The organism is Intrasporangium zincisolvens, assembly GCF_034724055.1.
GTDB lineage: Bacteria > Actinomycetota > Actinomycetes > Actinomycetales > Dermatophilaceae > Monashia > Monashia zincisolvens.
The window spans coordinates 1-26,710 of record NZ_JAWIIL010000001.1; the positions used below are offsets into that span (position 1 = coordinate 1).

Here is a 26,710-nt window from a genome sequence, read left to right on the forward strand (position 1 = left end):
CGCCGACCTCGGCCGGGGCGTCGTACCGCAGCCGGAACCGGCCGTCCGCGTCGATGCCCATGCTCAGCGTCGCGGGCTGGACCGGCCCAGGCACGCATGCCGGCGCCTCGTCCTCGCCGCCGGCGGTCACGTCGGCGGTCACCTCGGCGGGCAGGAGCCGGCCCTCCTCGTCGAAGGTCCGCGGTTCGAGGGTGAAGTCGTACCGGGCGACCGAACGCTGCAGCTGCGGCACCGTCGCGTGCCGGGCGAACTCGGCCACCGTCGCATCGAACGCCGCCGGCGCGTGCCGCGCCACGACGGCCGCCTGGTCCAGGCTGATCCGCCCGTCCCGCAACGCAGCCGCCGTCTCCGGCAGCTCACCAGTCCGGCGCGCCATCAGCACCACCGCGGCCGCGTGCCCCCGCGACAGACCCGCCCGGACCACGAGCCAGTGCTCCGGCGACCGGATCCCGGCCGCCTGCCACGACCCCTCCACCAGCGCCACCGCGACGGCGTCCACGAGCCGGCCGTGCGCGTCGTGCAGGTCGGCAGCCAAGGACGCGACGAGGTCCCAGTCCTGCTCGATCACTGCTTGCGACATACCCCAATCGTACAGGTGTTCGAACGAGTGGAAAAGGCCTGTCCACACCCAATCCCTTTGGACCACAGTCCGTTTCGGTATGCGCATCCTCGCGCAACACCGCGTGCGACAGTCACCTCCCGACACCCAGCGCCTGCGTACGGAACACTGTCGACATGGCCCGGTTCGAGATGACCCTCGTGTCGTCGCTGCCCGCCCCCGAGGCCTGGCGGCGCATCCTCAACCTGCGCGCGCACAGCGAGGTCATCCCGCTCACCACCGTGACCGGGGCGGCGCTCGACACCTCCGAGCTGACGCCGGGGGCCCGCTTCGTCGCACGTACCGGGCTCGGCCCGATCGGCTTCGACGACGTCATGGTCATCGAGTCGTACACACCGCCCACCGAGCACGACCCCGGCGTCGCGCACATCCGCAAGGAGGGCCGCACCGTCACGGGGCGCATCACACTCCGGGTGGCCCCCACCGACGACGGCTGCGTCGTCATGTGGAAGCAGCGCATCGGCGTGCGCCGGGTCCCGGGCTTCGCCGACGTCGCGGTCGCGCGCGTCGCCAGGTCCGCCTACCGGCGCACCCTGCTCGAGCTGCTGCGTCGCAGCTGACCCGCTCCTAGGGTGGGTCCCATGCGCGTGGACGACGTGGTGCGGGTCGGGCTCGGCACCTTCGTGCGCCCCGCGGAGGAGACCGGCACCGGCAGTCCACGCGTCGAACCCGTCTACGGCTACCTGGCCCGCACGCCGGCCGGCCTGCTCCTGCTCGACACCGGGCTCGGCGAGGCCGACGAGGAGACCGACGCCTGGTACCGCCCGCGACGCGTCCACGTGGCCGACGCGCTGGCGTCGGTCGGGGTCACCGTCGACGACGTCGCGATCGTCGTCAACTGCCACCTGCACTTCGACCACATCGGCGGCAACCCGAGCTTCGCGGGACGCCCGATCCTGTGCCAGCGCTCCGAGCTCGAGACGGCCCGGGCCGGCGACTACACGGTCGACGCGCTCGTCGACTTCGAGGGCGCCCGCTACGAGCTGCTCGACGGCGAGGCCGAGGTCGCCCCCGGCGTCCACGTGCTACCGACGCCGGGGCACGTCGACGGGCACCAGTCGGTGCTGCTGCGCTGCGACGACGGCACCGTCGTGCTGGCCGGACAGTCGCACGACACGGCGTCGGACTGGTCGGCCGACGCCCTCGCCGCACAGGCCGAGGCCCTCGGCCACGAACCGCCGCTGCCCGAGCCGAGTCCGTGGATGGCACGCATCCTCGAGCTCGACCCGCGTCGGGTCGTGTTCGCGCACGACGCCGCCGTGTGGGAGCCCTGAGCCTGAGCCACACGCGCACCGACGCGTCGACGACCAAGCCGGCGACGCGTCGGTGAACTCTGCTCAGCGCCAGCCGAGCTCGGGTGCGACGTGCGTCAGGAGACTCTCGATGACGTGCGCGTTGTAGTCGACGCCGAGCTGGTTGGGGACCGTCAGCAGCAGCGTGTCGGCCGCGGCGATCGCCTCGTCCTCGGCGAGGTCGCGCACCAGCTGGTCCGGCTCCCCCGCGTACGTCTTGCCGAAGCGCGCCGTGCCGCCGTCGATGATCCCGACCTGGTCGCTGCTCCCCGACTCGCGCCCGAAGTAGGCGCGGTCCATGTCGTTGACGATGGGAAAGACGCTGCGGCTCACCGAGACCCGCGGCTCGCGCTCGTGCCCGGCTGCCTTCCACGCGTCGCGGAACCGCTGGATCTGCTCGGCCTGCAGCTGGTGGAAGGGCACGCCGGTGTCCTCGGTCAGCAGCGTCGAGCTCATGAGGTTCAGGCCCTGCTGCGCGGTCCACTCGGCCGTGGCGCGCGACCCGGCGCCCCACCAGATCCGCTCGCGCAGCCCCTCCGAGTACGGCTCGATGCGGAGCAGGCCCGGCGGGTTGGGGAACATCGGGCGCGGGCTCGGCTCGGCGAACCCCTTGCCGGACAGCACGTCGAGGAACACCTCGGTGTGCTGGCGTGCCATCGCGGCGTGGTCGCCGTCCTCGGGCTCGTAGCCGAAGTAGCGGAAGCCGTCGACGACCTGCTCGGGCGACCCACGGCTGATGCCGAGCTGGAGCCGGCCGCCGGAGATGAGGTCGGCCGCGCCGGCGTCCTCGGCCATGTAGAGCGGGTTCTCGTACCGCATGTCGATGACGCCGGTGCCGATCTCGATGCGGCTCGTGCGCGCACCGACGGCTGCGAGGAGCGGGAACGGCGACGCGAGCTGGCGCGCGAAGTGGTGCACGCGGAAGTAGGCCCCGTCGGCGCCGAGCTCCTCGGCGGCGACGGCGAGGTCGATGGACTGGAGCAGCGTGTCGGACGCCGAGCGCGTCTGCGAGTGCGGCGTCGGGCTCCAGTGGCCGAAGGAGAGGAAGCCGATGTTCTTCACGTCCCCTCCAACGCACGAGGGGCCCAAAGCCTTCCGCGACGCGTGCCGGAACCATCCGCGGACACCGAGTGCCCCGAACCACGCCCATGACACGCCTACGGTTCGCCCTGACCGGCCTGCTCGCCGCGGTCGCCGGCATCGCCGCCGGCCACCTCGTGGCCGGCTTCGTGCAACCGGCGGCCTCACCGGTGCTCGCGATCGGCTCGACGGTCATCGACCTGACGCCGCAGCCCCTCAAGGAGTGGGCGATCGAGCACTTCGGCACCAACGACAAGCTCGTGCTGCAGGCGTCGGTCCTCGTGGTGACGCTCGTGCTGTCGGCGCTCGTCGGGCTGCTGGCCCGGCGTCGCCTCTGGATGTCAGTCACCGGCCTCGTCGTGCTCGTCGGCCTCGCCGGCGCGGCGGCCGTGGCCCGTCCGACCGCAGGGGTCCTGGACGCCGTCCCGTCGCTCGTCGCGCTCGCCGTCGGCGTGGCCGTGCTCGTCGGCCTGGTGCGCGCCATCGACGCCGACGCCCGCGTCTCGACCGGCGGCGGCCCGGCAGTCGGCGGCCCGGCAGCCGGCGGCTTCGCCCGGCGCCGCTTCGTGCTCGGCTCGGCCGGCGTCGTGGTGCTATCGGCCCTCGCCGCCACGGGAGGCCAGCTGCGGATCGGCGCACGCAAGGCCCGCGACCTCCTGCTGCCCCGGCCGGCCAGCCCGGCCAAGGCGTTCCCGACCGGCCTCGACGGCCAGGTCAAGGGCATCAGCCCGCTGCGCACCCCGACCTCGACGTTCTACCGGGTCGACACCAACCTCACCGTGCCCCAGGTCGACGTCGACACGTGGACGCTGCAGGTCGACGGCATGGTCGAGCGGCCCTTCACCATGTCCTTCGCCGAGCTGTCGGCGATGCCGCTCATCGAGCGCGACATCACGATGACGTGCGTGTCCAACGAGGTGGGCGGCGGCTACGTCGGCGCCGCCCGTTGGCTCGGCGTCCGGCTCACCGACGTGCTCGACCGCGCCGGCGTCAAGGGCGACCCCGACCAGGTCTTCAGCACCGCCGTCGACGGGTTCACCATCAGCACCCCGCTCGCCGCCGTCCGTGACGGGCGCGACGCGATGATCGCGATCGGCATGAACGGCCGGCAGCTGACCGACGTCCACGGCTTCCCCGCCCGGCTCATCACGCCCGGCCTCTACGGTTTCGTCGGGGCGACGAAGTGGCTGGCCAAGCTCACCCTGAGCACCTACCAGCGGGACCAGGCGTACTGGACCGAGCGCCAGTGGGCCACCGACGCCCCCATCAAGACGAGCGCGCGCATCGACACCCCGGCGCCGCTGTCGACGATCCAGCCCGGACGCGTCGCCATCGGTGGCGTCGCCTGGGCGCAGCACCGCGGCGTCGGCAAGGTAGAGGTGAGCATCGACGGCGGCCCCTGGCACGAGGCGAAGCTCGGCCCCGACGTCGGCGTCGACTACTGGCGCCAGTGGTACCTGCCGTGGGACGCGAGGACCGGCCTGCACCGCCTCGCGGTCCGCGCCGTCGACGAGAAGGGCGCCGTGCAGACCGCCGAGCGGGCACGCCCGTTCCCCAACGGGTCCAGCGGCATCCAGGAGGTCGTCGTCACCGTCGCGTGACGCCGACCCGCGTACCCACCGATCCACACATCTCCGAACTTCTTGCAGCCCAGAGCAATCCACCCAGCGCACGGCACCGAACGACTGATGACCGTGCACCACCTCTCAAGGAGCAGATCGTGAACAAGACCCGCACCGGCCTCGTGGCCCTCGCCCTCGCCGTCCCGCTGGCCCTGTCGGCCTGCGGCAGCAACACGGACAACACCACGACCTCCGCCGGCGGCTCGACGCCGATGGCGACGAGCTCGGACGCGATGACCCCGTCCGACACGATGAGCTCGTCCTCGTCGATGGACGCCTCCTCGGCCGTCTTCGGCGCGGGCTGCGCTGCCGTGCCGAAGGACGGCAAGGGCTCGTTCAACGGCATGGCGACCGACCCCGTCGCGACCGCCGCGAGCAACAACCCACTGCTGTCGACCCTCGTCACCGCGGTCAAGACCGCCGGGCTCGTCGACACCCTGAACTCGGCCCCCGAGGTCACCGTCTTCGCGCCGGTCAACGACGCGTTCGCCAAGATCCCGGCGGCCGACCTCAAGAAGGTCCTCGCCGACAAGCCGACGCTGACGAAGATCCTCACCAACCACGTCGTCGCGGGCAAGCTCTCGCCGGACCAGCTCGCGGGCGACCACAAGACGCTCGCCGGCACGACGATCACCGTCAAGGGCTCGGGCGAGAACTTCACGGTGGGCAAGGCCGACGCCAAGATCATCTGCGGCAACGTCCCGACCGCCAACGCCACCGTCTACATCATCGACGGCGTCCTGATGCCCTGACGGGCACCCGGCTCCCAGCCACACCCCCGCGACACCCGCGACGACATCGACCAGACAGGGCGACACAATGGATCCCATGTCACGGTTCCAGGTGGTCTCCTCCGACGAGCCGTCGGAGGAGGCCCCCGGCGGTCCGCCGCTCGACCGGCTGCTGCGTCGGGCGGCAACCGGCGACGAAGCCGCCTTCGGCGAGCTCTACGACGCCGTGTCCGCGCGGCTCTTCGGCCTCGTCCGGCGGGTCGTGCGCGACCCGGCGCAGTCCGAGGAGGTGGCCCAGGAGGTCTTCCTCGAGATCTGGCGGCACAGCGCCCGGTTCGACGCGCGTCGGGGCAGCGCCCTGTCGTGGATGCTGACGATCGCGCACCGCAAGGCCGTCGACCGGGTCCGCTCCTCCGAGGCGGCACGCAACCGCGACGAGTCGTGGGGCGCCTCGCACCAGGACGTCGACCACGACGCGACGGCCGAGGCCGCGGTGGCACGGCTCGACGCCGAACGCGTCCACCAGGCGCTCGGGACGCTGACCGAAGCCCAACGGGGAGCCCTTGAGCTCGCCTACCTGTCCGGCTACACCCATACGGAGGTGGCCGCGATGCTCGACCTGCCGCTCGGTACCGCGAAGACGCGGATCCGGGACGGCCTCATCAGACTCCGAGACACGATGGGGGTGACCTCATGAGCGACGACATCCACGCACTGTCGGGTGCCTACGCCGTCGACGCGCTCGACGACGTCGAGCGCGCCCGCTTCGAGCGCCACCTCGCCGGCTGCACCGCGTGCCAGGCCGAGGTGGGCAGCCTCGTGGCAGCCGCTGCCGAGATGTCGGCGGTGACCGAGCTCGCCCCTCCGCCGTCGCTCAAGGCGCGCGTCATGGCCGACATCTCCCGCGTGCGCCCGCTGCCGCCGCTCACGGTGCCCGACGCGTCGGGCGAGGCGTCCGACGCGACGCCGGTGCCGGGCGCGCTGGGCACCCCGGCCTCTCCCGTCGACCCACAGACCGACGCCAAGACCGACGCACCGGGCGACGCCCGTGCCGACGTGCCGGCCGGCGCGTCGGGTGGCACGGTCGTCGCGCTCGCGCCGCGTCGACGCACGCTCTGGCGCGGTCTCGTCGCGGCGGCGACGGCGCTCGTGCTCGCCGTGGCTGGCTTCACCGTGTGGCGCGGCGCCAACACCGACCCGAACCAGACGATCGCCCAGCAGGTGCTCGCCGCCGCCGACGCGACGACGGTGTCGCACACGCTGCCCGACGGCGCCCGGGCGAAGGTCGTCCGGTCCGAGTCGCTGCACAAGGCCGTGCTCGTCACGACGAACATGCCGGCGGCTCCGAACGGCAAGGTGTACCAGCTGTGGCTGCAGGACCCGACGGGTCACATGGCCTCGGCGGGACTCATGCCGCCGGGCACCGACCAGGTCGTCGTCCTCGACGGAGACGCGAGCAAGGCCACGGGTGCCGGCATCACCGTCGAGCCCGCGGGCGGTTCGGGCCAGCCGACGTCCGACCCGGTCGCGCTCTTCGCCTTCGCCTGACGCTCGACGGCGCCGGGAGGCGTTGCGCGTCAGTCGGTCCCGATGGTCCGGGCCGTGCGGTCCGCCGCCGTCAGCTGAATCACGTCGTCGCCCCTCAGGACGTCCTGGACCATCGCGGCGACGGCGCCGACCGGGCGCGGTGGCAGGTACGCGGAGGCACCGGCGTCGAGCAGGCGACTGACCGGGCCGGTGCAGCTGACGCCGAGCTCCTCGTCGTCGATCTCGGCGACGACGACCCGCGCCTGCGGGAACCGCGACCGCAGCCTCCCGAGCAGCTGCGGGCTCACCGGGTGGATGAGCAGGACGTCGGTGGTGTCGGGCGCCTCGTGGAAGTCGAGCACGACGTAGTCGGCACCGAAGTCGTCGGAGAGGCGTTGACGCGCCGCCGGCGACAGGCGCATCGCGGTGGCGACGACGGTCACGCCTTCGGGCACGGGCCTCGGACGCCAGGAGGTGATCTGCGGGTCGGAGAGCAGCGTGCCCTCGAGGACCGTGGAGCGGAACGACAGGACGCCGAGCTCGCGGTGGCCGCGCACGAGGGTCGCCTCCTCGCCGAGCAGCATCGCCTCGAGGACCGTGCGGACGTCCGCCGGAAGTGTCTCGAGGTCCAGCGTCCTCGGCTCGGAGCGTCGGCTCATGCGGGGGATCCCTTTCTCGCGGTTCGGGTCTCGTCGTACCCCGCCAAGCCCCGGACGAGGCAGAAGGTCAGGCGGCGCTGCCGGGCCCGGGCAGGACGTCGACGTCGTCGGCGTGCATCCTCTCGCCGCAGTGCGCGCACCGCAGGTCGACGCTGCTGACCTCGCCGCAGGCGTGGTGGCGGTAGAGCACCGGGGGCCCGGCCGGGCCGGCGAGCCACCGGTCGCCCCACCCCACCATGACCATGAGCACGTCGACGAGCTCGACACCCTTGTCGGTGAGGACGTACTCGAAACGCGGCCGGTTGTCGTACGGCCGGCGTTCGAGGACGCCGTGCTCGACGAGGTGGTTGAGGCGCTCGGTCAGCACCTTGCGCGAGATGCCGAGGTCGGCCTGGAGCTGCTCGAAGCGGTTGATCCCGACCCAGACGTCGCGCAGGACGAGTGGCGACCAGGGCTCGCCGATGACGTCGAGAGTGCGCGCGATGGAGCAGGCCATCTCGCCGAAGTTCGTGCGCTGCATGACGCCTACCCTAGCGCTTGGGGTTCCCTCAAGGAACTCTGCCTGCTACGGTCGTGGAGTCTCCTCAAGGAACTCGAAAGGACGCATCATGACTTCGGTCCTCGTGGCACTCTCGGTCTCCGTCGACGGCTTCATCACCGGTCGCGACCCCCGCGCCGGCCACGGCCTCGGCGACGGCGGCCGGCTCTTCGACTGGTACTTCGACGGAGACACCCCCAGCGCGGTGTTCGACGGGTTCTCGCTGAGCGAGCCGAGCCGGAACGTCTTCGACGCCCTCGCAGCCCGGGTCGGCGTCTCGCTCGTCGGGCGCCACACCTACGACGACTCGGGGTGGGACACCGGCGGCACGCCGCACCCGACCGCCCCGATGGTCGTCGTCAGCCACCGGCCGCTGCCCGCCGACCACGACCGGCAGACGCTCGTCACCACCGGCATCGAGGACGCGGTCGCCGAGGCGAAGGCCCGGGCCGGCGACAAGGACGTCGCGATCATGGGTGGCGGGGTCGCGACGGCCGCGCTTGCCGCGGGCCTCGTCGACGAGGTGATCCTGCACCAGGTGCCGGTGCTGCTCGGCGCGGGCCGGCGCTTCTTCCAGGAGCTCCCCGGGCACGTCGACCTGCGGCTGCTCGAGGCTGTCGCCGCGCCCGGCGTCACGCACCTGCACTACGCGGTGACCCGATGAGCGTCCTCGAGCCCGCCGTCCGCCGGGCCCTGGATGCCACCCCGATCGCCCACCTCGCCACGGTCCTGCCCGACGGTGCCCCGCACGTGACGCCCGTCTTCGTCGGCACCGACGGCGAGCACGTCGTCGTCTTCACCGGCCCCACGTCACGCAAGGCCCGCAACCTGCGCCGCGACGCCCGGGTGGCCCTCTCGGTCGCCCCGGCCGACGACGCCTTCACGCCCGTCGCCGTCCGCGGCCGGGTCGTCGAGTGGCTGGAGGGCGAGGCCGCGTGGGAGCTCGTCGACCGCATCGCGATCGCCTACACGGGACAGCCCTACGACCGCCGGCTCACGCGCATCGTCGCCCTCATCCAGGTCGAGCACCAGGCCGTCGGCATCGGCTGACCGACGCCGGATCGGTCACACCTCTTGCGGTGCCGCAGTAACTGCGCCTACCGTGGAGACATGAGCGACGACGCACGACGGGCCCTGCCGGCCCACGCGGAACAGGCCCTCGACACGGCCATCGCCGCGGCCCGGGACGCCTTGGGCCGGGCGGACGCGTCGCACCCCCTCGACGCGCTGCCCCTCCTGCGCGTCGCCCAGGAGCATCTGACGACCGCTGTCGACGAGGCCATGGCCGCGGTGCTCGTCGCCGACGGCGAGACGATCCGCACGGCCGGCGCTCTCGCGGGCCTGTCCGAGAACGCCGTCGGTCCGCGCCTGGCACGTACGAGCCTGCTCGGCGCCTACGGCTCCGACGCCGGACGCGTCACGGCCTCCGGCGTCGAGCGCGCTCGCTACGACCTCGAGGAGGGGCGCCACCGCCCCGCCCCCGACGCGTCGGGCCGTCCGTTGCGCTTCCGTGCCCGACGCAGCACCTGACCCAGCCCGACCACCACGAGGACCCACCAGCCAGCCCATCAGCCAGCCATCGACCCGAGGAGCCCGCCATGACGAACCCGAACCTCACGCACCTCTACTTCCTGCTCGACCGCAGCGGGTCGATGCAGTCGATCAAGGACGACACCGAGGGCGGCTTCGACGCGTTCATCGCCGAGCAGCGCACCCAGCCGGGCGACTGCCGGGTCACGCTGGCCCAGTTCGACGACCGTTACGAGGAGGTCTACCGCGACGTGCCCGTGGCCGACGTGCCGCCGCTACGGCTCTCGCCGCGCGGGTCCACGGCGCTGCTCGACTCGATCGGCCGCCTCCTCGGCGCCGCCGGCGAGCGCCTCGCCGCCCTGCCCGAGCACGAGCGTCCCGGCGTCGTCATCGTCGGCATCATGACCGACGGCCACGAGAACGCCTCGCACGAGCTGACCCACGCCCAGGTCAAGGCCATGATCGAGCGGCAGACGGCCGAGTACTCGTGGCAGTTCCTCTACATGAGCGCCGACCAGGACGCCATCGAGGTGGGCTCGAGCATCGGTGTCGCCGCAGCGAACTCGATGACGTACGGCCGTGGCCGGGTCGCCGCCGCGATGGCCGCGACGTCGCGCAACATCGGGCTGACCCGCTCCGCCGTCGCCGCGGGTGCCCCGGTGAAGGAGGCGGCCGCCCATCTGGCCTTCGACGAGGAGCAGCGCCGCGCGGCCACCGAGTGAGCCGTTTCGGCGGGGCCGCGGGGGTACCTTGAGCGCATGAGCGACGTGGGGCCTGAACGGCCCGACCCGACCGGCGGCGGGTGGGACCAGCAGTTCACCGTGCCGGTCCCTGCGGGCCCTGTGACGCAGGCGATCCCGCGGTCCGAGCCGACACGTGAGCTCCCGGTCGCGCCGCCCGTCCCGCCCAACCCCTACGCCGGTCAGCCGGTGTGGCCCGCCGACGCCACCGGCCGGCCCGGGTCCGCCGCCGCCGAACCTGCCGTCGACCCGCTCCTCGGGCAGATCGGCGTCGCCCTCTTCTGGGTCACGGTCGGGTGGTGGGTGTTCGTCATCGTGCGCCTGCTCGGCTGGTTCACGCGCAACGGCCTGACCGACACCATCCTCATCCGCACCATCGACCGCGGTGCCGAGGAGACCGTCGTGGCTGCCGTCCTCTCGGTGCTCGCGGCGCTCCTTCTCCTGCTCGGTCGGGGTCGGCGCGGTCGCGACCTGCTCGGGTGGGCCTCGCTCGCCCTGGCCGTCGTCACGGTCGCGGTCGCGATCTGGCGCATCGTCCCCTGACGCCGCTGACGTTCTGGGACGACTGGGGCACAGGGGGATCCGGTGATCGGGGGTTCTGAGGGAGAGGCGATCGCCGCGGCGTACGGGCTCGCGCGACCGGGCGATGCGGTGGCGCTGTCCGGCCCGGTGGCCCGCGGCCAGCTGGGTCGCGTCTGGCGGCTCACGGTCGGCGATCGGTCGTTCGCGGTCAAGGAGTGGTACGCCGGCCCCAGGCTGGAGGAGGTCGGCCGTGACGCCGGGTTCGTCGACGCCGCACGGGCGCTCGGCGTCCGGACGCCCGAGGTGCTGCGCACGACGGACGGCCGCGTGGGCGCGGACGTCGACGGCACCGTGGCGCGCGTGTTCGAGTGGGTGGACCTGCGGCCGCGCACCCGGTCGCTCGACCCGGCCGAGGTCGGGCGCACCGTCGCCCTCCTGCACCGGGCGGCACGGCCGAGCGAGGAGCCCGTCGACAACTGGTTCGCCACCGGGGCCGGCGAGCAGAGCTGGCGCGACCTCGCCCGACGGGTCGCCGACGAGAAGGCGCCGTTCACCGGGCAGCTGCGCGCGCTCGTCGACGACCTCGTGGCCGTCGAGTCGGTCATCGAACCGCACGAGTCGCCCCTCGTGTGCCATCGCGACCTCTGGTCCGACAACGTCCTCGCCACGACCGACGGCGCGGTCTGCGTCATCGACTTCGAGAACCTCGGCCCCGCCGACCCGAGCCAGGAGCTGGCCATGGTGCTCTTCGAGTTCGGCGAGGACGACCCCGCCCGCGCCCGCATCCTGCACGACGCCTACCGCGCCGCGGGTGGCCCCGGTCGCGTGACGCGTCGGGGCCACTTCTCGATGCTCGTGGCCGAGCAGGCCCACATCGGCCAGCTCGCATGCTCGCGGTGGGTCGGTGCCGACGACGGGCCCGAGCGCGACCGGCTCGCGGACTGGTTCCTCGAGATCCCGGAGGACCCGGTGACCCTCGCGCGGATCGACCGGGTCCTCGCCGCCGTCAGCTGATCGCCGTGGTGAGCGGGTGGCCTGCGTTGGTCAGGCTGCGAGCCGTGAACCCGCCGCGGCCGTTGCCCGGGTACAGCCAGAGCCGGCCCGCGGTGTCGAGCGCGAGGAGGTCGGCCCTGCCGTCGCGGTTGAGGTCGCGCCCGGGCAGCAGCTTGCGCATCGAGCCCCAGCCGGTGCCGACCCGCACCGGAGCGGCCAGCCCGCCGTTGCCCCTGCCGGCGTAGAACCACAGCGTGCCGTCGGGCCGGACGACGTGCAGGTCGGCGAGCCCGTCGCCGTTCGCGTCGCCGAGCGTCACGATGTGTCGCGCCGAGCGGAAGGCGCTCGTGGCCACGACCTTGCCGGCGGCCATGCCCTGCCGGCCGCGCCCGACGTAGAAGACGAGCTCGCCGGTGGAGCGTCGGGCGAAGAGGTCGGCCGACCGGTCGCCGGTGAAGTCGCCGCCGGCGACGAGCAGGTTCATCGAGTTCCAGCCGCTGACGCCGATCCGGACCCGGTCGCGGACGAACGGGTAGCGCCAGAGCCCTCCCTTGGAGTCGCGGGCCACGAGGTCGTCGCGGCCGTCGTCGTCGAGGTCACCGGCCAGCGAGACCAGGGTCATCGACCGCGTCGGCAGGTAGGAGGTGCTCAGCGGGTTGCCGAAGGAGAAGGAGCCCGGTCGGCCCTGGTTCAGCCACAGGTCGGGCTGCCAGCTCCGGTACTCGCCGAGGTCGCGCAACGCGTCGTTGCCGAGCAGCGACACGAGCGCCGGGACGCCCGGGACGGCGAACTTCTGCGACCAGAGCGTCTGGGGCAGGTTGCCGGGGCTCGAGCAGCGCGTGCGCACCTGCAACGTCGTCGAACGCTCCAGGGTGTGGACGTAGTGAGCCGAGCTGGTCTCGCCGTAGATCGCCGTGCCGTTGCGGTACCACTGGTGGTCGCAGGTGAGCTGCGGGACGAGGTCGTCCGGGTACCACGACGTCGGCTTGGCCGTGGCGTAGGGCGCCTGGCCGGACACCGCCTGTCCGATCACGTTGTACTCGACCGTGACGACGCCGATCCGCGGCGTCGGCACTGACCCGAAGGCATAGCCGTCGGTCCCCGTCGCGGGCTGGTGTGCCAGCACCACCACCGAGAGGCTCTGGCCCTGGTCGGCGGGAACTCGCGCGTGCACCCACGGGTCCCGGCCCGCGTCGGCGGCGATGGGGCTGCCCGACCGCGACCACTGGTAGGAGACCGTGACCGGCCCCAGCTCGGCGTCGAAGGTGGCGGGCAGGTGCGGCCCCAGGAGCCGGAACTGCCGGCTGGGTGTGTCGTACGAGATGCCGCCGTCGCGCCACAACGACGCGACCATGGACGCACCCAGCTCGCTCTCCGTGCTGCCGTCCGGGGCGGTCGCCGTGACGCTCACGCGGATCCTGCGCCCGAACTTCTCCCGCCCGATCACGGTCTGGCCGAGCGTCGAGGTGCTCGTGGTCCGCGCGAGCTCGCCGGTCTCGTCCGACCACACGTAGGTGTACGTCGTCCCCGCTGGGGTGCCCGGCTGCGGGAGGACGAGGACGGTGGACGGCGCGTCGAGCCTGACGGACGCCTTGAGGCCCCTGATGAGATCGGCGTCGCCGGCCGCGTCGGCGGTCGGCGCGGGTGCCACGAGCGCGAGCGTCGCGGCCAGCACGGCGGCTCGACGCCACGGGAGGCGTCGGTGCGCCCTCCGCGACGGGTTCTGGGCAGGTCGAGGCACGGGCACGGTCATGGTGGTTCCCCTGTCAGGCGCGCCGGGTTCGGCACCGGCTGCTCGCACTCTAGAGCCGCCGCGAGTGCTGCGGGGCGGTACCGGTCGGGCTCGTCGGCAGCCGAAGGTGCGAGGATCGGGCTGTGGGGACGGGCTCGGGTGCACGCACGGACGACGCGCAGCGGCGGCGCGACCTCGCGCTGCTGCGGCAGGTGCGCGACCGCATCGACCGCGAGTACGCGCAGCCGCTCGACGTCGAGGCGCTCGCCCGCGGCGTCAACGTGTCGGCCGGCCACCTGAGCCGGCAGTTCAAGGCGGCCTACGGCGAGTCGCCGTACCAGTACCTCATGACGCGTCGCATCGAGCGGGCGATGGCCCTGCTGCGTCGGGGCGACCGCAGCGTCACCGAGGTGTGCTTCGAGGTCGGCTGCTCCTCGCTCGGCACCTTCAGCACCCGGTTCACCGAGCTCGTCGGGGTGCCGCCGAGCGTCTACCGGCAGGAGCAGGCCGGCGCCACCGACGGCCTCGTGCCCTGCGTCGCCAAACAGGTGACGCGACCGGTCAGGAATCGAGAAGCATCCGGCCCCCCGCCCGCCTAGCGTGGGCGGCATGGACCTCAGCATTCACTCCAGCTTCCTTCCCCAGGACGACCCGGACGCCGCCATCGCCTTCTACCGCGACGCCCTCGGCTTCGAGGTGCGCATGGACGTCGGCCACGCCGGCATGCGGTGGATCACCGTCGGCCCGCCCGACCAGCCCGCCACGTCGGTCGTGCTCTATCCGCCAGAGGCGACCCCGGGCCTGACCGACGACGAGCGGCGCACCATCGGCGACATGATGGCCAAGGGCACCTACGGCTCGCTGCTGCTCGCCACGCCCGACCTCGACGCGACGTTCGCGACGATCGAGGCCACCGGCGCCGAGGTCGTGCAGGAGCCGACCGACCAGCCGTACGGCGTGCGCGACTCGGCGTTCCGCGACCCGGCGGGCAACCTCGTGCGCATCCAGGAGCGACGCTGAGCGCGCCGGAGTCGGCGGCGCCGGCCCGCGACCGCGCCACGCGCGTCGCCGACACGCGCCGCCGGCTCGAGCACGACATCGACCTCTGGGTCGCCACGGCCGATGCCGGTGGTGGCGAGCCGGGGCTCGTGCCGCTCTCCTTCGACTGGGACGGCACGGAGGTCCTCGTCGTGACGCCGGTGGGCTCGCCCTGCGGGCGCAACCTGCGCGGGACCGGCCGGGCACGCCTGGCGCTCGGCGAGTTCCGCGACGTCGTCATGGTCGACGCGTCGGCCCGCGAGGTGGCGACGGGCGACCTGCCCGAGGAGCAGTGGCAGCACTACATCGACCGCTGCGACTGGGACCCGCGCACCGAGCGGCCGGACTACGCGGTGTACTTCCTGCGCCCCGAGCGCATCCAGGCGTGGCGCGAGGCGAACGAGATCCCCGGTCGCACCGTGATGCGCGACGGCGTCTGGCTCGCGTGAGGGACGGACCCGCCTGACGCGTCAGGCGGGCTCGTCGCTCCAGGCGGGGGCGAGGCGCACGACGTCTCCGACGACCACGACGGCGGGCGCCTCGACGCCGACCGCTGCCGCTCGGGCGGCGATCGTCGCCACCGTGCCGACGGTGACGCGCTGGTCGGGGGCGAAGCCGCGCTCGACGACGGCCACCGGGCAGTCGGCCGAACGGCCATGTGCCGCAAGGAGGTCCATGGTTCGCGCCAGCTGCGTCACGCCCATGAGCAGGACGAGGGTGTGGTCGCCGCCCGTCGGCAGGACGGGCACGTCGTCGTGGCCGGTGACGACGGTGAACCCCCGGGCGACGCCGCGGTGGGTCACCGGGATGCCTGCGGCTGCCGGCACGGAGACCGCCGAGGTGACCCCGGGCACCACCTCGACGGGCACTCCGGCCGCCTCGCACGCGGCGCGCTCCTCGCCGCCACGCCCCAGAACGTACGGGTCGCCGCCCTTGAGCCGGACGACGCCGAGGCCGCGCTGGGCCTCCTCGACGAGCACGTCGTTGATCCGCGACTGCGGCACCGCGTGGTGGCCGGGGGTCTTGCCGACGTCGATGACCCGCACCGAGGCCGGCAGCCGGTCGACGACGCCGCGTGGCGCGAGGCGGTCGAGCACGACGACGTCGGCCGAGGCGAGCAGCTCGTGGCCGCGCGCGGTGAGCAGGCCGTCGACGCCGGGACCGCCACCCACGAGCGCGACCCACCCGCGGCGTCCGTGCGTGCGGGTGCGTCGCAGGTCGAGGTGGCCGGTCGCGAGGGCCAGCTCGACGCCGTCGCGCACCGTCACGGCCAGTCCGGGGTCGCCGGCGGCGTACGTCGACACGGTGACGCGTCCGTCGGGCGTCGTGACGTCGGCGCGCGCGGCGACGCTCGCCGTCGTGCCCGCGGCGTCGGTGGCGTCGACGCACCAGAGGCGCCGGGCCTCGGCGTCGGCGGCCACCTCGCGGTCGACGGACGGCTCACCGGTCGCGGTGTGGACGAACCAGGCGCCGTCGAGGTCGGCGGGGCCGGCGTAGTCGCGCTCGACCCACTCGACGCGCCCGGCGCTGACGAGGTCGCGCAGGTCCTCGCAGGCCCACGGCGCCACGACCCGTACCACCGCACCCTCGTCGAGGAAGGCGCGAACGCGTCGGGCCGACACCGGGCCGCCGCCGACGGCGACGACGAGCCGGCCGGTGAGGTCGAGGACGACCGGCAGCGCGGACTTCACGGACGCCACGGCGCGGGCCTCAGATGTCCCACTCCTCGTCGCCTTCCGGCGACGAGGGGGCCTCGGGTGCGGTGGGCAGCGTCGCGCCGACCATGCCGGCGGCGAGCGTGCGCCCGTCGTGAGCGTCGATGAGCAGGAACGCTCCGCTGCGACGCGACACGGCATACTTCTCGATCGGCAGCGGCTGCGACACACGCAGCGTCACGAGCCCGATGTCGTTGAGCGACAGGGACTCTGCCGGAACGGCGTGGAGGTCGTCGAGGTCGAGCGCGCCGTCGATGGTGCGGACCGCGGTCTGCACCGTGCGCGAGCCGTGCTTGAGCAGCAGGCGCTGGCCGGGCCGCAGCGGCGCGTCGCCGAGCCAGCACACGACCGACTCGACGTCCTGGGTCGGCTCGGGCGCGCCGGCCGCCGCGGCGATGACGTCGCCGCGCGAGATGTCGATCTCGTCGGCGAGGCGCAGCGTCACCGACTGCGGCGCGAACGCCTCCTGGAGCGACCGGTCGCCGAGGTCGATGCCGGTGACCGTCGTGCGGCGCCCCGACGGCAGCGCCACGACCTCGTCGCCGACCCGCACGACGCCGGAGGCCACCTGGCCCGCGTAGCCGCGGTAGTCGCGGTGCTCGGCGTGCAGGGCTGCCCCCTGCGGGCGGATGACGAGCTGCACCGGGAGCCGGAACGACTCGTGCGCCGGGTCGTCCGACGGCGGCAGCGCCTCGAGCAGCTCGAGGAGGGTCGGGCCGTCGTACCAGCCGGTGCGGGTCGAGCGGTCGACGACGTTGTCGCCGTCGAGGGCGCTGACCGGGACCGTCGTCACCTCCTCGACGCCGAGCTCGCGGGCCACGGCTCGCACCTGCGCGTCGACCTGCTCGTAGACCTCCTGCGAGAAGTCGACGAGGTCGATCTTGTTGACGGCGACGACGACGTGCGGCACCCGCAGCAGGGCCGTCACGGCCAGGTGCCGACGCGTCTGCTCGAGCACGCCCTTGCGCGCGTCGACGAGCAGGACGACGACGTCGGCCGTCGAGCTGCCGGTGACCGTGTTGCGCGTGTACTGCACGTGCCCGGGGCAGTCGGCGAGCACGAACGACCGGCTCGCGGTGGCGAAGTAGCGGTAGGCGACGTCGATGGTGATGCCCTGCTCGCGCTCGGCGCGCAGGCCGTCGGTGAGGAGGGCGAGGTCGGCGGCGGTGAGGCCGCGGTCACGGGAGACCCGCTCGACGGCGGCGAGCTGGTCGGACAGCACCGACTTCGTGTCGTGCAGGAGGCGGCCGACGAGCGTCGACTTGCCGTCGTCGACGGAGCCGGCGGTCGCGAGGCGCAGCAGCGTGCCGGCCGTCGCGGGAGCGGTCGTCGGAGCCGTGCTGGGGGCGGTGGCGGTGACCATCAGAAATAGCCCTCCTTCTTGCGGTCCTCCATGGCGGCCTCGGAGATCCGGTCGTCGGCGCGGGTGGCGCCGCGCTCGGTCAGGGTCGAGGCGGCCACCTCGACGACGATCTCGGCGTTGGTCGTGGCCGGCGACTCGACGGCGCCCGTGCACGACATGTCGCCGACGGTGCGGTACCGGACCAGACGCGTCTCCACGGTCTCGTGCTCGCGCGGCTCGCTGTACGGGCCGACCGCGAGCCACATGCCGTCGCGACGGAACACCTCGCGCTCGTGGGCGTAGTAGAGCGGCGCGAGCGGGATGTCCTCGCGCTCGATGTAGCGCCAGATGTCGACCTCGGTCCAGTTGCTGATCGGGAAGATCCGCACGTGCTCGCCGGGACGGTGGCGCGGGTTGAAGAGGTTCCACAGCTCGGGGCGCTGGTTCTTCGGGTCCCACTGTCCGAACTCGTCGCGAAGGGAGACGATCCGCTCCTTGGCGCGGGCCTTCTCCTCGTCGCGCCGGCCGCCGCCGAAGACGCCGTCGAAACGGTGGTCGTTGATCGCGTCGAGCAGCGGCAGCGTCTGCAGCGGGTTACGCGTGCCGTCGGCGCGCTCACGCAGCCGACCGTCGTCGATGTAGTCCTGGACGCTCGCGACGACGAGGCGTAGGCCGAGCCGGTCGACGGTCTCGTCGCGGTAGTCGAGCACCTCGGGGAAGTTGTGGCCGGTGTCGACGTGCAGCACCGGGAACGGGATCGGCGCGGGCCAGAATGCCTTGGCGGCGAGGTGCAGCATGACGACGGAGTCCTTGCCGCCGGAGAAGAGCAGCGCCGGCCGCTCGAGCTCGGCGGCCATCTCGCGGATGACGAGGATCGACTCGGCCTCGAGGGCGTCGAGCTGGCCGAGGCGGCGGGTCGACGCGTCAGGCGCGTCGGGCGCGGTGGGCAGGTCCACCGCGGTGGACGCGTCGGGCGCGCCGGCGGCGGTGGTCAGGGTCATGTCGGTCACGGCGATGGCGTCCGTCCGGGAGGGGATCGTGTCGGTGGTCGTCATGTGTGCAGTCCGCACTCGGTCTTGGTGAAGCCGGCCCAGCGGCCGGCGCGGGGGTCCTCGCCGGGCTCGACCCGGCGGGTGCACGGCTCGCAGCCGATCGACGGGTAGCCATCGGAGAGAAGGGAGTTGACCTCGACCTGGTTGTCGGTCGCGTAGGCCTGCAGCTCGTCGAAGGTCCACGCCGCGAGCGGGTTGATCTTGACGAGGGCGTTCTTGTCGTCCCACGTCACGAGCGGGGTGTCGGCGCGCGTCGGGGCCTCCTCGCGTCGCACGCCGGTGACCCAGGCCTCGTACGTGGGCAGGGTGCGGGCGAGCGGCTCGACCTTGCGCATCTGGCAGCAGAGGGCCGGGTCGCGCTCGTAGAGGCGGGCGCCGTACTTCTCGTCCTGCTCGGCGACGGTCAGCTCGGGCGTGACGTTGACGAGGGTGATCGGCAGGTCCTCGGCAACGATGTCGCGCGTCACGATCGTGTCGGAGAAGTGGTAGCCGGTGTCGAGGAAGAGCACGTCGACGCCGGGCGCGAACCGCGAGACCACATGTGGCAGAACGGCATCGGCCATCGAGCACGCGACGGCGAGCGATCCGCCGAAGTGGAACGCGGCCCACGCGGCGACCTCGTCTGCGGTCGGCTCGTGCTCGGGGTCGGCGCCGATCGTCGCGTTGAAGTCGTCGACGAGCGCTTTGAGCTCGGCCTCGGAGCGACGCTTGCGGGGCACGGTGGGCGTGGCGAGGGGGACGGCGGTCACTGGAGGGCTCCTTCGTCGGCTCGGCGGGTCCAGGAGGAGAACGTCTCCCCGCCCTCACGCTCGGTGAGGAAGCGGCGCACGACGCGCTCGACGTAGTCGGGCAGGTCGTCGGCGGTCACCTTGAGGCCGCGGACGGTGCGGCCCAGGCCGGCCTCGTCGCGGTCGACGGAGGCGAGGCCGCCGCCGAGGTGCACCTGGAAGCCCGGCACCTGCTCGCCCTCGATCGTCACGAGCTGGCCCTTGAGCCCGATGTCGGCCGTCTGGATGCGGGCGCACGAGTTGGGGCAACCGTTGACGTTCAAGGTGATCGGGGTGTCGAGCTGCTCGGTGACGTCGGCGAGGCGCTGCTCGAGCTCGGCGATCGCGGTGGCCGCGGTGGCCTTGGTCTCGACGATGGCGAGCTTGCAGAACTCGATGCCGGTGCAGGCCATGGTGTGCCGCCGGAACGGGCTCGGCGCGGTGGTGAGGCCGAGCTTCTCGAGCTTGCCGACGACCCCGCGGACGCGCCGGCCGGGCACGTCGAGGAGCACGAGCTTCTGGTGTGGGGTGAGGCGCAGGCGGTCCGAGCCGACCGACTCCATGATGTCCGCGAGGCCGGCGAGCACGTCGCCGCTGATGCGCCCGACGGTCGGGGCGGCGCCGACGTAGCGCAGGCCGTCCTTCTGCAGGTGCACGCCGACGTGGTCGCCGGGGCCGGTGGCGGGGGCGGGCGCGGGGCCGTCGGGCAGCGCCCGACCGAGGTACTCGTCCTGGAGCACCTGGCGGAACTTGTCGGCACCCCACTCGGCGAGGAGGAACTTCAGGCGCGCCTTGTTGCGCAGACGCCGGTAGCCGTAGTCGCGGAAGATGCGGATGACGCCGTGCCACACCTCGGCCGCCTCCTCGGGGCGGACGAAGACGCCGACGCGCTCGGCGAGGCGCGGGCTCGTCGAGAGGCCGCCGCCGACCCAGAGGTCGTAGCCGGCGCCGAGCTCGGCGTGCACGACGCCGACGAGCGAGATGTCGTTGATCTCGTGCACGACGTCGAGGCTCGGGTGCCCGGTGACCGCCGACTTGAACTTGCGCGGCAGGTTGGCCAGCTCGGGGTCGCCGATGAAGCGGCTCGTGATCTCGTCGATGACCGGCGTCGGGTCGATGATCTCGTCCTTGGCGATGCCGGCGACCGGGCTGCCGAGCACGACGCGCGGGGTGTCGCCGCAGGCCTCGGTGGTCTGCAGGCCGACGGCCTCGAGGCGGCGCCAGATCTCCGGCACGTCCTCGACGCGGATCCAGTGGTACTGGATGTTCTGCCGGTCGCTGATGTCGGCGGTGCCGCGGGCGAACTCGGTGGAGATCTCGGCGAGGGTGCGCAGCTGGGCGAGGGTCAGGGCGCCGCCGTCGAGCCGGACGCGGAGCATGAAGTACTCGTCGGACAGCTCGGTGTCGTCGAGCTGGGCGGTGCGCCCGCCGTCGATGCCGGGCCGGCGCTGGGTGTAGAGGCCCCACCAGCGGAAGCGGCCGGAGAGGTCCTGCGGCGGGATGGAGGCGAAGCCCTCCTTGGCGTAGATCGTCTCGATCCGCTCGCGGACGTTGAGACCGCCGTCCTCCTGCTTCCACACCTCGTTCGGGTTGAGGGGCTCGGCGCCGTCGACCTTCCACTGCCCGTTGGAGCGGCCGGCGCGCGGAGGCCGGGTCGCCGGGCGGGCCTCGGTCGGGGTGTCGGTGACGGTCATGTAATCGAATGTATAACCACCGATTATCGACGTCAGCGCGGGTCCACGATCCGATCCATTCCCCTCAGCCGAGTGGGAGATGCGTGGGAGATGCGTGGGAGATGCCCCTCCGACGCGTCAGCGAGCGCTCGCCGGGGCCGACGCGTACAGCCCGAGCACCGTCGCGACGTACCGGTCGGAGTGGTTGTACGAGCGGACGGCCGCGCGGCGGTCGGCGTCGCGCGACAGGTCGCGGCCACCCGCGCAGAGGTAGCGCGCCGCCGCGAGCGCCGCGTCCTCGACGTTCTGCGGGTCCGCGACCCCGTCACCGCTGCCGTCGGCCCCCCAGATGCGCCACGTGGCCGGGATGAACTGCATCGGCCCGACGGCGTGGTCCCAGTTCGGGTCGCCGTCGAGCGCGCCGCCGTCGGTGTCGTGGATCCGGGCGTACGTGCCGCCGGTGAGCGCCGGGCCGACGACCGGGGGCACGGCGTCGTGGAACGGGTCGAGCCTGCGCCCGCGCAGCGACGACGACTCCACCTCCCCGATCGACGCGAGCAGCATCGGCTTGAGGTTGCACGAGCCCTGGGCCTGCGCCGCGGACACGTAGGCGGCCCAGAGGACCTGTTCGGTCGTCACCGGGGCCGGGCCGTCCGAGACCAAGGGCACCACGGGCGCCTTGACCGGGGCAGCGGGCTTCCACGTCTCGGGTGTGGCGCTCGAGCCGCCACCCGGCTCGAGGGTCGCCGCCGCGCCCGCACCCGCGCCGGCTCCGGCTCCGGCGTCCGGTGCGATCGCGCCACGCGCGGCGCTGCCGATGCTCGCGAGCGCCGGGAGGACGAGCCCGTCGATGACGGCGCTGACGGCGGCGCCGGCCGGATCGCCACCGGCCTGCTGGGCCGACCCGGTGGCGGCCGGGGAGCTCGGGGTGGCCGGCAGGCCCGGCAGCGCGGGGATGCTCGGCAGGGCGGACGGGGAGGGCGTCGGGGGCTGGGGCCCGTCGGCGGCGAGCGCAGCGGGACCCAGAACGACGCCGGCCAGGAGGGTGGCCATGGCGGCGACCGACAGCGCACCCGCCGCTCGGGCGGTGCGGCGGGCCGGGTCGCGACCTGCCACCGGTTCACCTCCAGCCGTCCGCGGGCGCGGCCGTCGCCGCGTCCTGCTCCCAGTACACCTCCGGGAGTCGGGGGTCGGGGCCGATCGGGGTGCATCCGCCCGCACACGTTCGCACGACCCTGCGTCGGCCGCAGGTCGGGCTCAGGCCCAGCGCAGCCGGACGCGGTCGCCGGGGCGCAGCTGGGCCGCGCGGTCGACGTCGCGACGCGTCACGACCGCGACGACGGGGTAGCCGCCGGTCACCGGGTGGTCGGCGAGGAAGACGACCGGCTCGCCGCCCGGGGGCACCTGGACGGCGCCGGCCACCAGCGGCTCGCTCGGCAGCTCGGCGTCGGCGAACGCGTCGACGCGACGGACCGGGCTGCCCTCGAGCCGCAAGCCGACGCGGTTGCTCCGCGACGACACGGTGAACGACGCCGCGGGCAGGTCGGCGAGGTCGCACCACTCGGCCCGGGGGCCGGGCGTCACGTCGAGCACGACGACGTCGTCGCCGGTGGGCCACCAGCGCTGCGGCGCCTGCTCCGCGACGGGGAACCCCTCGGGCGCGGGGCCGACGGGCAGCACGTCCCCCGGGCGTACGGCAGGCGGTCCGAGCCCCGACAGGGTGTCGACCGAGCGTGACCTGAGCACTGGTGCCACGTCGATGCCGCCGCGCAGCGCGAGGTAGGTGCGCAGCCCGACGCTCGGCGTCGCGACCTCGAGCACCTGGCCGTCGCGCAGCCGCAGCGGGGCGGCGTGGCCGACCGGGCGGCCGTCGACGGTGGCCGGCCCCGAGGCCCCGGTCAGCGCGACGAGCAGGTCACCGCGGGCCCGCACGGCGAGGCCGCCGAGCGTCACCTCGAGCGACGCCGGCGACGGCGCAGCGGGGTCACCCGTGTCGACGGCGTGGCCGACGAGGCGGACGCCGAGCAGGTACGCCGCGCGGTCGGCCGCACCCGACCGGCCGACGCCCACGTCGCCGAGCCCCGGGCGACCGAGGTCCTCGACGAGGACGAGCGGTCCGGTGGCGAGCACCTCGAGTCCCCTGCTGACCGCGTCCGACTCCGTGACGTTCGTCGTCACGGGCGCCGTGGCGGTGACGGCGCGGTCGGCGTCGGGGGTGGGGCGCGTCGACACGTCGACGAAGCGGACCGTCGTGCCGGGCCCGAGGAGCGCGGGCGGGTCGCGGTCGGGGTCCCAGAGGACCGCGTCGGTCGTGCCGACCAGCTGCCAGCCGCCCGGGGAGTCCTGCGGGTAGACCCCGCTGAACTCGCCGGCCAGTCCGACCGACCCTGCGGGCACGCGCGTCCGTGGCTCCGCTCGCCGCGGCACGCGCAGCCGCGGGTCGCCGCCGACGAGGTAGGCGAAGCCGGGTGCGAACCCGCCGAACCCGACGCGCCACGCCGTGCCGGTGTGGGCACGCGCCACCGCGTCCCGGGTCAGGCCGGTCAGCGCGGCGACCTCGTCGAGGTCGGGACCGTCGTAGACGACCGGCACCTCGACGACGCGGCCCCCTCCGCCTTCTGACCCGCCGGACGCGTCGGGCGGCGGGTCGGTCGTCAGGGTGGCCGCCGCCTCGAGACAGGCCCGGCCCAGCGCGTCGAGGCTCGATGCGTCGGTGCGCACGAGCACCGTGCGCGCGGCCGCGACCACCTCCCGCACCGAGCTCCACGGGGAGCCACCGGCGCCGACGAGCGCGCGCACCCGGTCACGCAGCGCGACGGCCTCGACGGTGCCGCCCACCTCGACGAGGACCGCGTCCTCCCCCATCGGCAGCAGCCGCGCGTCGCGGCCGTCTTCCGGGGGCACGCGTCAGCCCGCGAAGGCGCGGATCTCGACGCCGGCCGCCTCGAGCGCGGCGCGGACGCGGCGGGCCATGGCGACGGCTCCAGGGGTGTCGCCGTGGATGCACACCGACGCGGCCTCGACCTCGACGTCGTGCCCGTCGACCGACCGGACCACGCCGTCGCGGACCATGTGCAGGACGCGCTCGGCCACCTTGTCGGGGTCGTGGAGCACCGAGCCGGGCTCGCTGCGCGGCACGAGCCGGCCGTCGCGGGTGTAGGCGCGGTCGGCGAACGCTTCTCGCACGACGGGCAGCCCGGCGTCGGCGGCGGCGTCGAGCAGGACGCTGCCGGGCAGGCCGAGCACGGGGAGCGTCGCGTCGTAGGCCACGACGGCGGCGACCACGGCCGCCGCCTGGGCCTCGTGGTGCACGACCGCGTTGTAGAGCGCGCCGTGCGGCTTGACGTACGCGACGCGCGTGCCGGCGACGCGAGCCATCGCCTCGAGCGCGCCGAGCTGGTAGAGCACGTCGGCGGCGAGGTCGTCGGGGGCGACGTCGAGGAACCGGCGCCCGAAGCCGACGAGGTCGCGGTAGCCCACCTGGGCGCCGACGACGACGCCCCGGCGGGCGGCGTCGTGGCACGTCGTGCGCAGCGTCAGCGGGTCGCCGGCGTGGAAGCCGCACGCGACGTTGGCGCTCGTCACGACGTCGAGGACCCCGGCGTCGTCACCGAGCGTCCACGCCCCGAACGACTCGCCGACGTCGGCGTTGAGGTCGATCCGCATGCCCCGATCCTGCCCGAAGTCGCGGGCGTACGCGGGGCGTCGACCCGTCGCGAACCACCGTGAACGCCACGAAACGGACGCCGCCTCTGGTCAGGGCCTCCGAACCGCGACATGATCCGACTTCTCGGGCGGCTCCACGCAGGGGTACGGATGCGCGGCGGGCGCGGCGACGGAGCCGATCGGCAGCGACAGGAAGCAGCGGGCAGGTGGCGCGACCGGAGGAGGAGCAGCGAGCGGGCGAGTCCGACTCGGTGCTCCTCGACCGTGCCCGCGACGGGGACGACGCAGCCTTCGAGACGCTGTGGCTGCGCCACGTCGACGCGGCACGCGAGGTCGCCGAACGCGTCTCGACGCCGGCGCGTGCCCCCGACCTCGTCGGGGAGGCCTTCACCCGGACGCTCACGACGATCCGGGGCGGCGGCGGCCCCGACGACGCCTTCCGGCCCTACCTGCTCGCCACGGTGCGCCGCCTCGCAGCGGTGGGCGCAACGGGCGCCGCGGGCGCGGTGGGCGCGGAGGGCGGCGGGCCCGATGCTGGGCTCGCGCTCGTCGGCACCGACCGCGACGCCGCGTGGGCCGCCTGGAAGTCCCTGCCCGGCGACGAGCGCGACCTGCTCTGGCGGCTCGTCGTGCACGAGCAGAGTCCGGCCGAGCTGGCGCCGGTGCTCGGCACGACCCCGGACGGCGTCGTGGCCCTCGGCCGGCGGGCCGGCGACCGCCTGCGCCGCGCGTACCTCGCTGACCTCGTGAACGCCGCGCCCGATGCCGAGTGCCGGGCCGTGCGCCGCCTGTTCGGAGCGTACGGACGCGATGCCCTCCCCGAGGGCGAACGGGCACGGGTCGACACCCATCTCGACACGTGCGACCGGTGCCGCGAGGCCGTGGCCGGGCTCGTCGACGTCACCGAGCTGATCCGCGCCGGCGTCGGGCCGCACCTGCTGCCGGGCCTCTTCGGCGCGGACGACGAGGGCGCGGAGGCCGGCCCGGACGTCATGGCTGCCGATGCGGCGGACGACCCCGACGACACCGATGACACCGGCGACGACGACGGGCCGGGGCTCCTTGCCGGGGTCACCGCTCCCGGAGCGGCCCTCGCCGCGACGTCGGGTGGGGTGGCGGGCGCGTCGGGCCGCAGCGACGCCCGACGCCTCGACCTCCCGCTCGTGCTCGTCGGAGGTGCCGCGGTGGTGGCGGTGGCCGGCATCGCCGTCCTGCTCGCGCTGCTCGGCGGTGGCTCGCCCGCGTCCGACGTCGCTGCCGGTCGCCCCACGACGTCGGCGACGCGTCCGGCGCCCGACACCGTGGCGCGGCCACTCCCCAACGTCGTCGTCGCGGTCCCGACCCTGCCGTCCACGGTGACGACCGCGGTCCAGGCCCTGAGCACGTCCACCGTCGAGGCGGTGAGCGTCGCGGCTCGGGTCGCTCGGCCCGGGACGACGGCGGTCGCCTCGCGCCGGACGCGGGCGGGCACCCCGGCGACCACACCGGCACCGACGCGGACCGCGACGCCCACCAGGACCCCCCGGCCGACGACCACCGCGCCGCCGCCTCAGGCGTCACCGACGGTCGTGCCGGGCGTGCCCACGGTCCTGGGCTTCGAGCCGAGCAGCGACCGTCGCTACTCGGCGTCGGTCGTCGCCCCGCCCGGCTGGCTCATCACCTCGGTCCGTGACGTACGCGGCGGCCGGCAGGTGGAGCACGTGGGAGCGCCGACGCAGACCTTCGAGGGCACGCTGCGGCCGGGCTCGCTCGTCGTCGAGGTGACGCCGCAGTCGGGCGCCCGCTCGGGGTCCCTCGTCACCCGTTTCGCCGACCGAGGCGGCGCCCTCCTGCCCGGCTCGGGCTCCCATCCCGTGCCCGCCGGCTGACGCC

29 protein-coding genes are annotated in these 26,710 nt (G+C 74.0%); 16 read left to right on the plus strand and 13 right to left on the minus strand.

All coding sequences use genetic code 11. The features are described 5' to 3' along the window. Positions 1–580: DUF222 domain-containing protein (locus RY076_RS00005; RefSeq protein ID WP_323095234.1), on the minus strand; the 580-nt coding region annotated here is incomplete at its 3' end. Positions 581–735: 155 nt separating this feature from the next. Between RY076_RS00005 and RY076_RS00010 the strand changes: the two genes are divergently transcribed. Together RY076_RS00010 and RY076_RS00015 are read left to right on the plus strand one after the other, a co-directional pair. Further along, positions 736–1,179, plus strand: coding sequence for an SRPBCC family protein (locus RY076_RS00010; protein ID WP_323095235.1), 444 nt, complete (start codon positions 736–738; stop codon positions 1,177–1,179). A 21-nt stretch (positions 1,180–1,200) separates the two neighbouring features. Continuing rightward, on the plus strand, positions 1,201–1,893 hold the full coding sequence (locus tag RY076_RS00015) for an MBL fold metallo-hydrolase (RefSeq protein ID WP_323095236.1): 693 nt from the start codon (positions 1,201–1,203) through the stop codon (positions 1,891–1,893). Between the two features lie 63 nt (positions 1,894–1,956). Here RY076_RS00015 and RY076_RS00020 read toward each other — a convergent pair whose 3' ends face one another. Then, a complete protein-coding gene (locus tag RY076_RS00020) occupies positions 1,957–2,973 on the minus strand; it encodes an LLM class flavin-dependent oxidoreductase (RefSeq protein ID WP_323095238.1) in 1,017 nt (338 codons plus the stop codon). Between the two features lie 86 nt (positions 2,974–3,059). Between RY076_RS00020 and RY076_RS00025 the strand changes: the two genes are divergently transcribed. From RY076_RS00025 to RY076_RS00040, 4 genes are all read left to right on the plus strand, one after another. Further along, entirely contained in the window at positions 3,060–4,592 is a 1,533-nt protein-coding gene (locus tag RY076_RS00025) for a molybdopterin-dependent oxidoreductase (RefSeq protein WP_323095239.1), read from the plus strand. A gap of 116 nt (positions 4,593–4,708) precedes the next feature. Beyond that, the gene (locus RY076_RS00030; RefSeq protein WP_413785727.1) at positions 4,709–5,365 is read left to right on the plus strand and encodes a fasciclin domain-containing protein; all 657 of its coding nucleotides are present in this window, start codon (positions 4,709–4,711) and stop codon (positions 5,363–5,365) included. Positions 5,366–5,441: 76 nt separating this feature from the next. Then, positions 5,442–6,041, plus strand: a complete 600-nt coding sequence (gene sigK, locus RY076_RS00035) for an ECF RNA polymerase sigma factor SigK (protein WP_323095241.1) — start codon at positions 5,442–5,444, stop codon at positions 6,039–6,041. After that, complete coding sequence (locus tag RY076_RS00040) at positions 6,038–6,892, plus strand: anti-sigma factor (protein ID WP_323095242.1); 855 nt, start codon at positions 6,038–6,040, stop codon at positions 6,890–6,892. Before sigK ends, RY076_RS00040 begins: the two co-directional genes overlap by 4 nt. Before the next feature lie 29 nt (positions 6,893–6,921). Here the strand turns inward: RY076_RS00040 and RY076_RS00045 are convergent, their stop codons facing one another. Both RY076_RS00045 and RY076_RS00050 read right to left on the minus strand, forming a co-directional pair. After that, the gene (locus RY076_RS00045; RefSeq protein ID WP_323095243.1) at positions 6,922–7,530 is read right to left on the minus strand and encodes a hypothetical protein; all 609 of its coding nucleotides are present in this window, start codon (positions 7,528–7,530) and stop codon (positions 6,922–6,924) included. A gap of 67 nt (positions 7,531–7,597) precedes the next feature. Next, positions 7,598–8,050, minus strand: coding sequence for a winged helix-turn-helix transcriptional regulator (locus tag RY076_RS00050; protein WP_323095244.1), 453 nt, complete (start codon positions 8,048–8,050; stop codon positions 7,598–7,600). An 88-nt stretch (positions 8,051–8,138) separates the two neighbouring features. On the opposite strand from RY076_RS00050, the gene RY076_RS00055 reads away from it, so the two are divergent. The 6 genes from RY076_RS00055 to RY076_RS00080 all read left to right on the plus strand — a co-directional run bounded on the left by RY076_RS00055 (position 8,139) and on the right by RY076_RS00080 (position 11,874). Next, entirely contained in the window at positions 8,139–8,732 is a 594-nt protein-coding gene (locus tag RY076_RS00055) for a dihydrofolate reductase family protein (RefSeq protein ID WP_323095245.1), read from the plus strand. After that, entirely contained in the window at positions 8,729–9,118 is a 390-nt protein-coding gene (locus RY076_RS00060) for a pyridoxamine 5'-phosphate oxidase family protein (RefSeq protein ID WP_323095246.1), read from the plus strand. Before RY076_RS00055 ends, RY076_RS00060 begins: the two co-directional genes overlap by 4 nt. 60 nt (positions 9,119–9,178) lie before the next feature. After that, on the plus strand, positions 9,179–9,598 hold the full coding sequence (locus RY076_RS00065) for a hypothetical protein (RefSeq protein WP_323095248.1): 420 nt from the start codon (positions 9,179–9,181) through the stop codon (positions 9,596–9,598). 68 nt (positions 9,599–9,666) lie between these two features. Beyond that, a complete protein-coding gene (locus RY076_RS00070) occupies positions 9,667–10,320 on the plus strand; it encodes a vWA domain-containing protein (protein ID WP_323095250.1) in 654 nt (217 codons plus the stop codon). 36 nt (positions 10,321–10,356) lie between these two features. Further along, positions 10,357–10,881 carry a hypothetical protein gene (locus RY076_RS00075; RefSeq protein ID WP_323095251.1) on the plus strand — a complete coding sequence of 175 codons (525 nt, stop codon included), beginning with the start codon at positions 10,357–10,359 and terminating at the stop codon, positions 10,879–10,881. 42 nt (positions 10,882–10,923) lie between these two features. Further along, on the plus strand, positions 10,924–11,874 hold the full coding sequence (locus tag RY076_RS00080) for a phosphotransferase enzyme family protein (protein WP_323095252.1): 951 nt from the start codon (positions 10,924–10,926) through the stop codon (positions 11,872–11,874). On the opposite strand, the gene RY076_RS00085 is transcribed toward RY076_RS00080, so the two are convergent. Continuing rightward, positions 11,867–13,606 carry an FG-GAP repeat domain-containing protein gene (locus RY076_RS00085; protein WP_323095253.1) on the minus strand — a complete coding sequence of 580 codons (1,740 nt, stop codon included), beginning with the start codon at positions 13,604–13,606 and terminating at the stop codon, positions 11,867–11,869. The genes RY076_RS00080 and RY076_RS00085 overlap by 8 nt on opposite strands. A gap of 122 nt (positions 13,607–13,728) precedes the next feature. Here RY076_RS00085 and RY076_RS00090 point away from each other — a divergent pair, with 122 nt between their 5' ends. From RY076_RS00090 to RY076_RS00100, 3 genes are all read left to right on the plus strand, one after another. Beyond that, the gene (locus tag RY076_RS00090) at positions 13,729–14,184 is read left to right on the plus strand and encodes a helix-turn-helix transcriptional regulator (protein ID WP_323095254.1); all 456 of its coding nucleotides are present in this window, start codon (positions 13,729–13,731) and stop codon (positions 14,182–14,184) included. A gap of 10 nt (positions 14,185–14,194) precedes the next feature. Then, entirely contained in the window at positions 14,195–14,605 is a 411-nt protein-coding gene (locus RY076_RS00095) for a VOC family protein (protein WP_323095255.1), read from the plus strand. Positions 14,606–14,682: 77 nt separating this feature from the next. Further along, entirely contained in the window at positions 14,683–15,072 is a 390-nt protein-coding gene (locus RY076_RS00100) for a pyridoxamine 5'-phosphate oxidase family protein (RefSeq protein ID WP_461782303.1), read from the plus strand. Between the two features lie 21 nt (positions 15,073–15,093). Here the strand turns inward: RY076_RS00100 and cobA are convergent, their stop codons facing one another. From cobA to RY076_RS00140, 8 genes are all read right to left on the minus strand, one after another. Beyond that, complete coding sequence (cobA, locus tag RY076_RS00105; protein WP_413785728.1) at positions 15,094–16,314, minus strand: uroporphyrinogen-III C-methyltransferase; 1,221 nt, start codon at positions 16,312–16,314, stop codon at positions 15,094–15,096. Positions 16,315–16,333: 19 nt separating this feature from the next. Next, positions 16,334–17,701 carry a sulfate adenylyltransferase subunit 1 gene (locus RY076_RS00110; RefSeq protein WP_323095259.1) on the minus strand — a complete coding sequence of 456 codons (1,368 nt, stop codon included), beginning with the start codon at positions 17,699–17,701 and terminating at the stop codon, positions 16,334–16,336. After that, on the minus strand, positions 17,701–18,681 hold the full coding sequence (gene cysD, locus RY076_RS00115) for a sulfate adenylyltransferase subunit CysD (protein WP_413785729.1): 981 nt from the start codon (positions 18,679–18,681) through the stop codon (positions 17,701–17,703). The genes RY076_RS00110 and cysD overlap by 1 nt, the downstream gene beginning before the upstream one ends. A 50-nt stretch (positions 18,682–18,731) precedes the next feature. Continuing rightward, positions 18,732–19,481: a phosphoadenylyl-sulfate reductase gene (locus RY076_RS00120; protein ID WP_323095261.1), complete on the minus strand. Its 750-nt coding sequence runs from the start codon at positions 19,479–19,481 to the stop codon at positions 18,732–18,734. Then, positions 19,478–21,193, minus strand: coding sequence for a nitrite/sulfite reductase (locus RY076_RS00125; protein ID WP_323095262.1), 1,716 nt, complete (start codon positions 21,191–21,193; stop codon positions 19,478–19,480). Before RY076_RS00125 ends, RY076_RS00120 begins: the two co-directional genes overlap by 4 nt. Before the next feature lie 117 nt (positions 21,194–21,310). Next, positions 21,311–22,288 carry a lytic transglycosylase domain-containing protein gene (locus tag RY076_RS00130; RefSeq protein ID WP_323095264.1) on the minus strand — a complete coding sequence of 326 codons (978 nt, stop codon included), beginning with the start codon at positions 22,286–22,288 and terminating at the stop codon, positions 21,311–21,313. Between the two features lie 141 nt (positions 22,289–22,429). Further along, on the minus strand, positions 22,430–24,076 hold the full coding sequence (locus RY076_RS00135) for a 5-oxoprolinase subunit B/C family protein (protein WP_323095265.1): 1,647 nt from the start codon (positions 24,074–24,076) through the stop codon (positions 22,430–22,432). Between the two features lie 3 nt (positions 24,077–24,079). Next, positions 24,080–24,838 carry a LamB/YcsF family protein gene (locus RY076_RS00140; protein WP_323095267.1) on the minus strand — a complete coding sequence of 253 codons (759 nt, stop codon included), beginning with the start codon at positions 24,836–24,838 and terminating at the stop codon, positions 24,080–24,082. A gap of 206 nt (positions 24,839–25,044) precedes the next feature. Here RY076_RS00140 and RY076_RS00145 point away from each other — a divergent pair, with 206 nt between their 5' ends. Next, a complete protein-coding gene (locus tag RY076_RS00145; protein ID WP_323095268.1) occupies positions 25,045–26,706 on the plus strand; it encodes a sigma-70 family RNA polymerase sigma factor in 1,662 nt (553 codons plus the stop codon). Positions 26,707–26,710 lie beyond the last annotated feature (4 nt).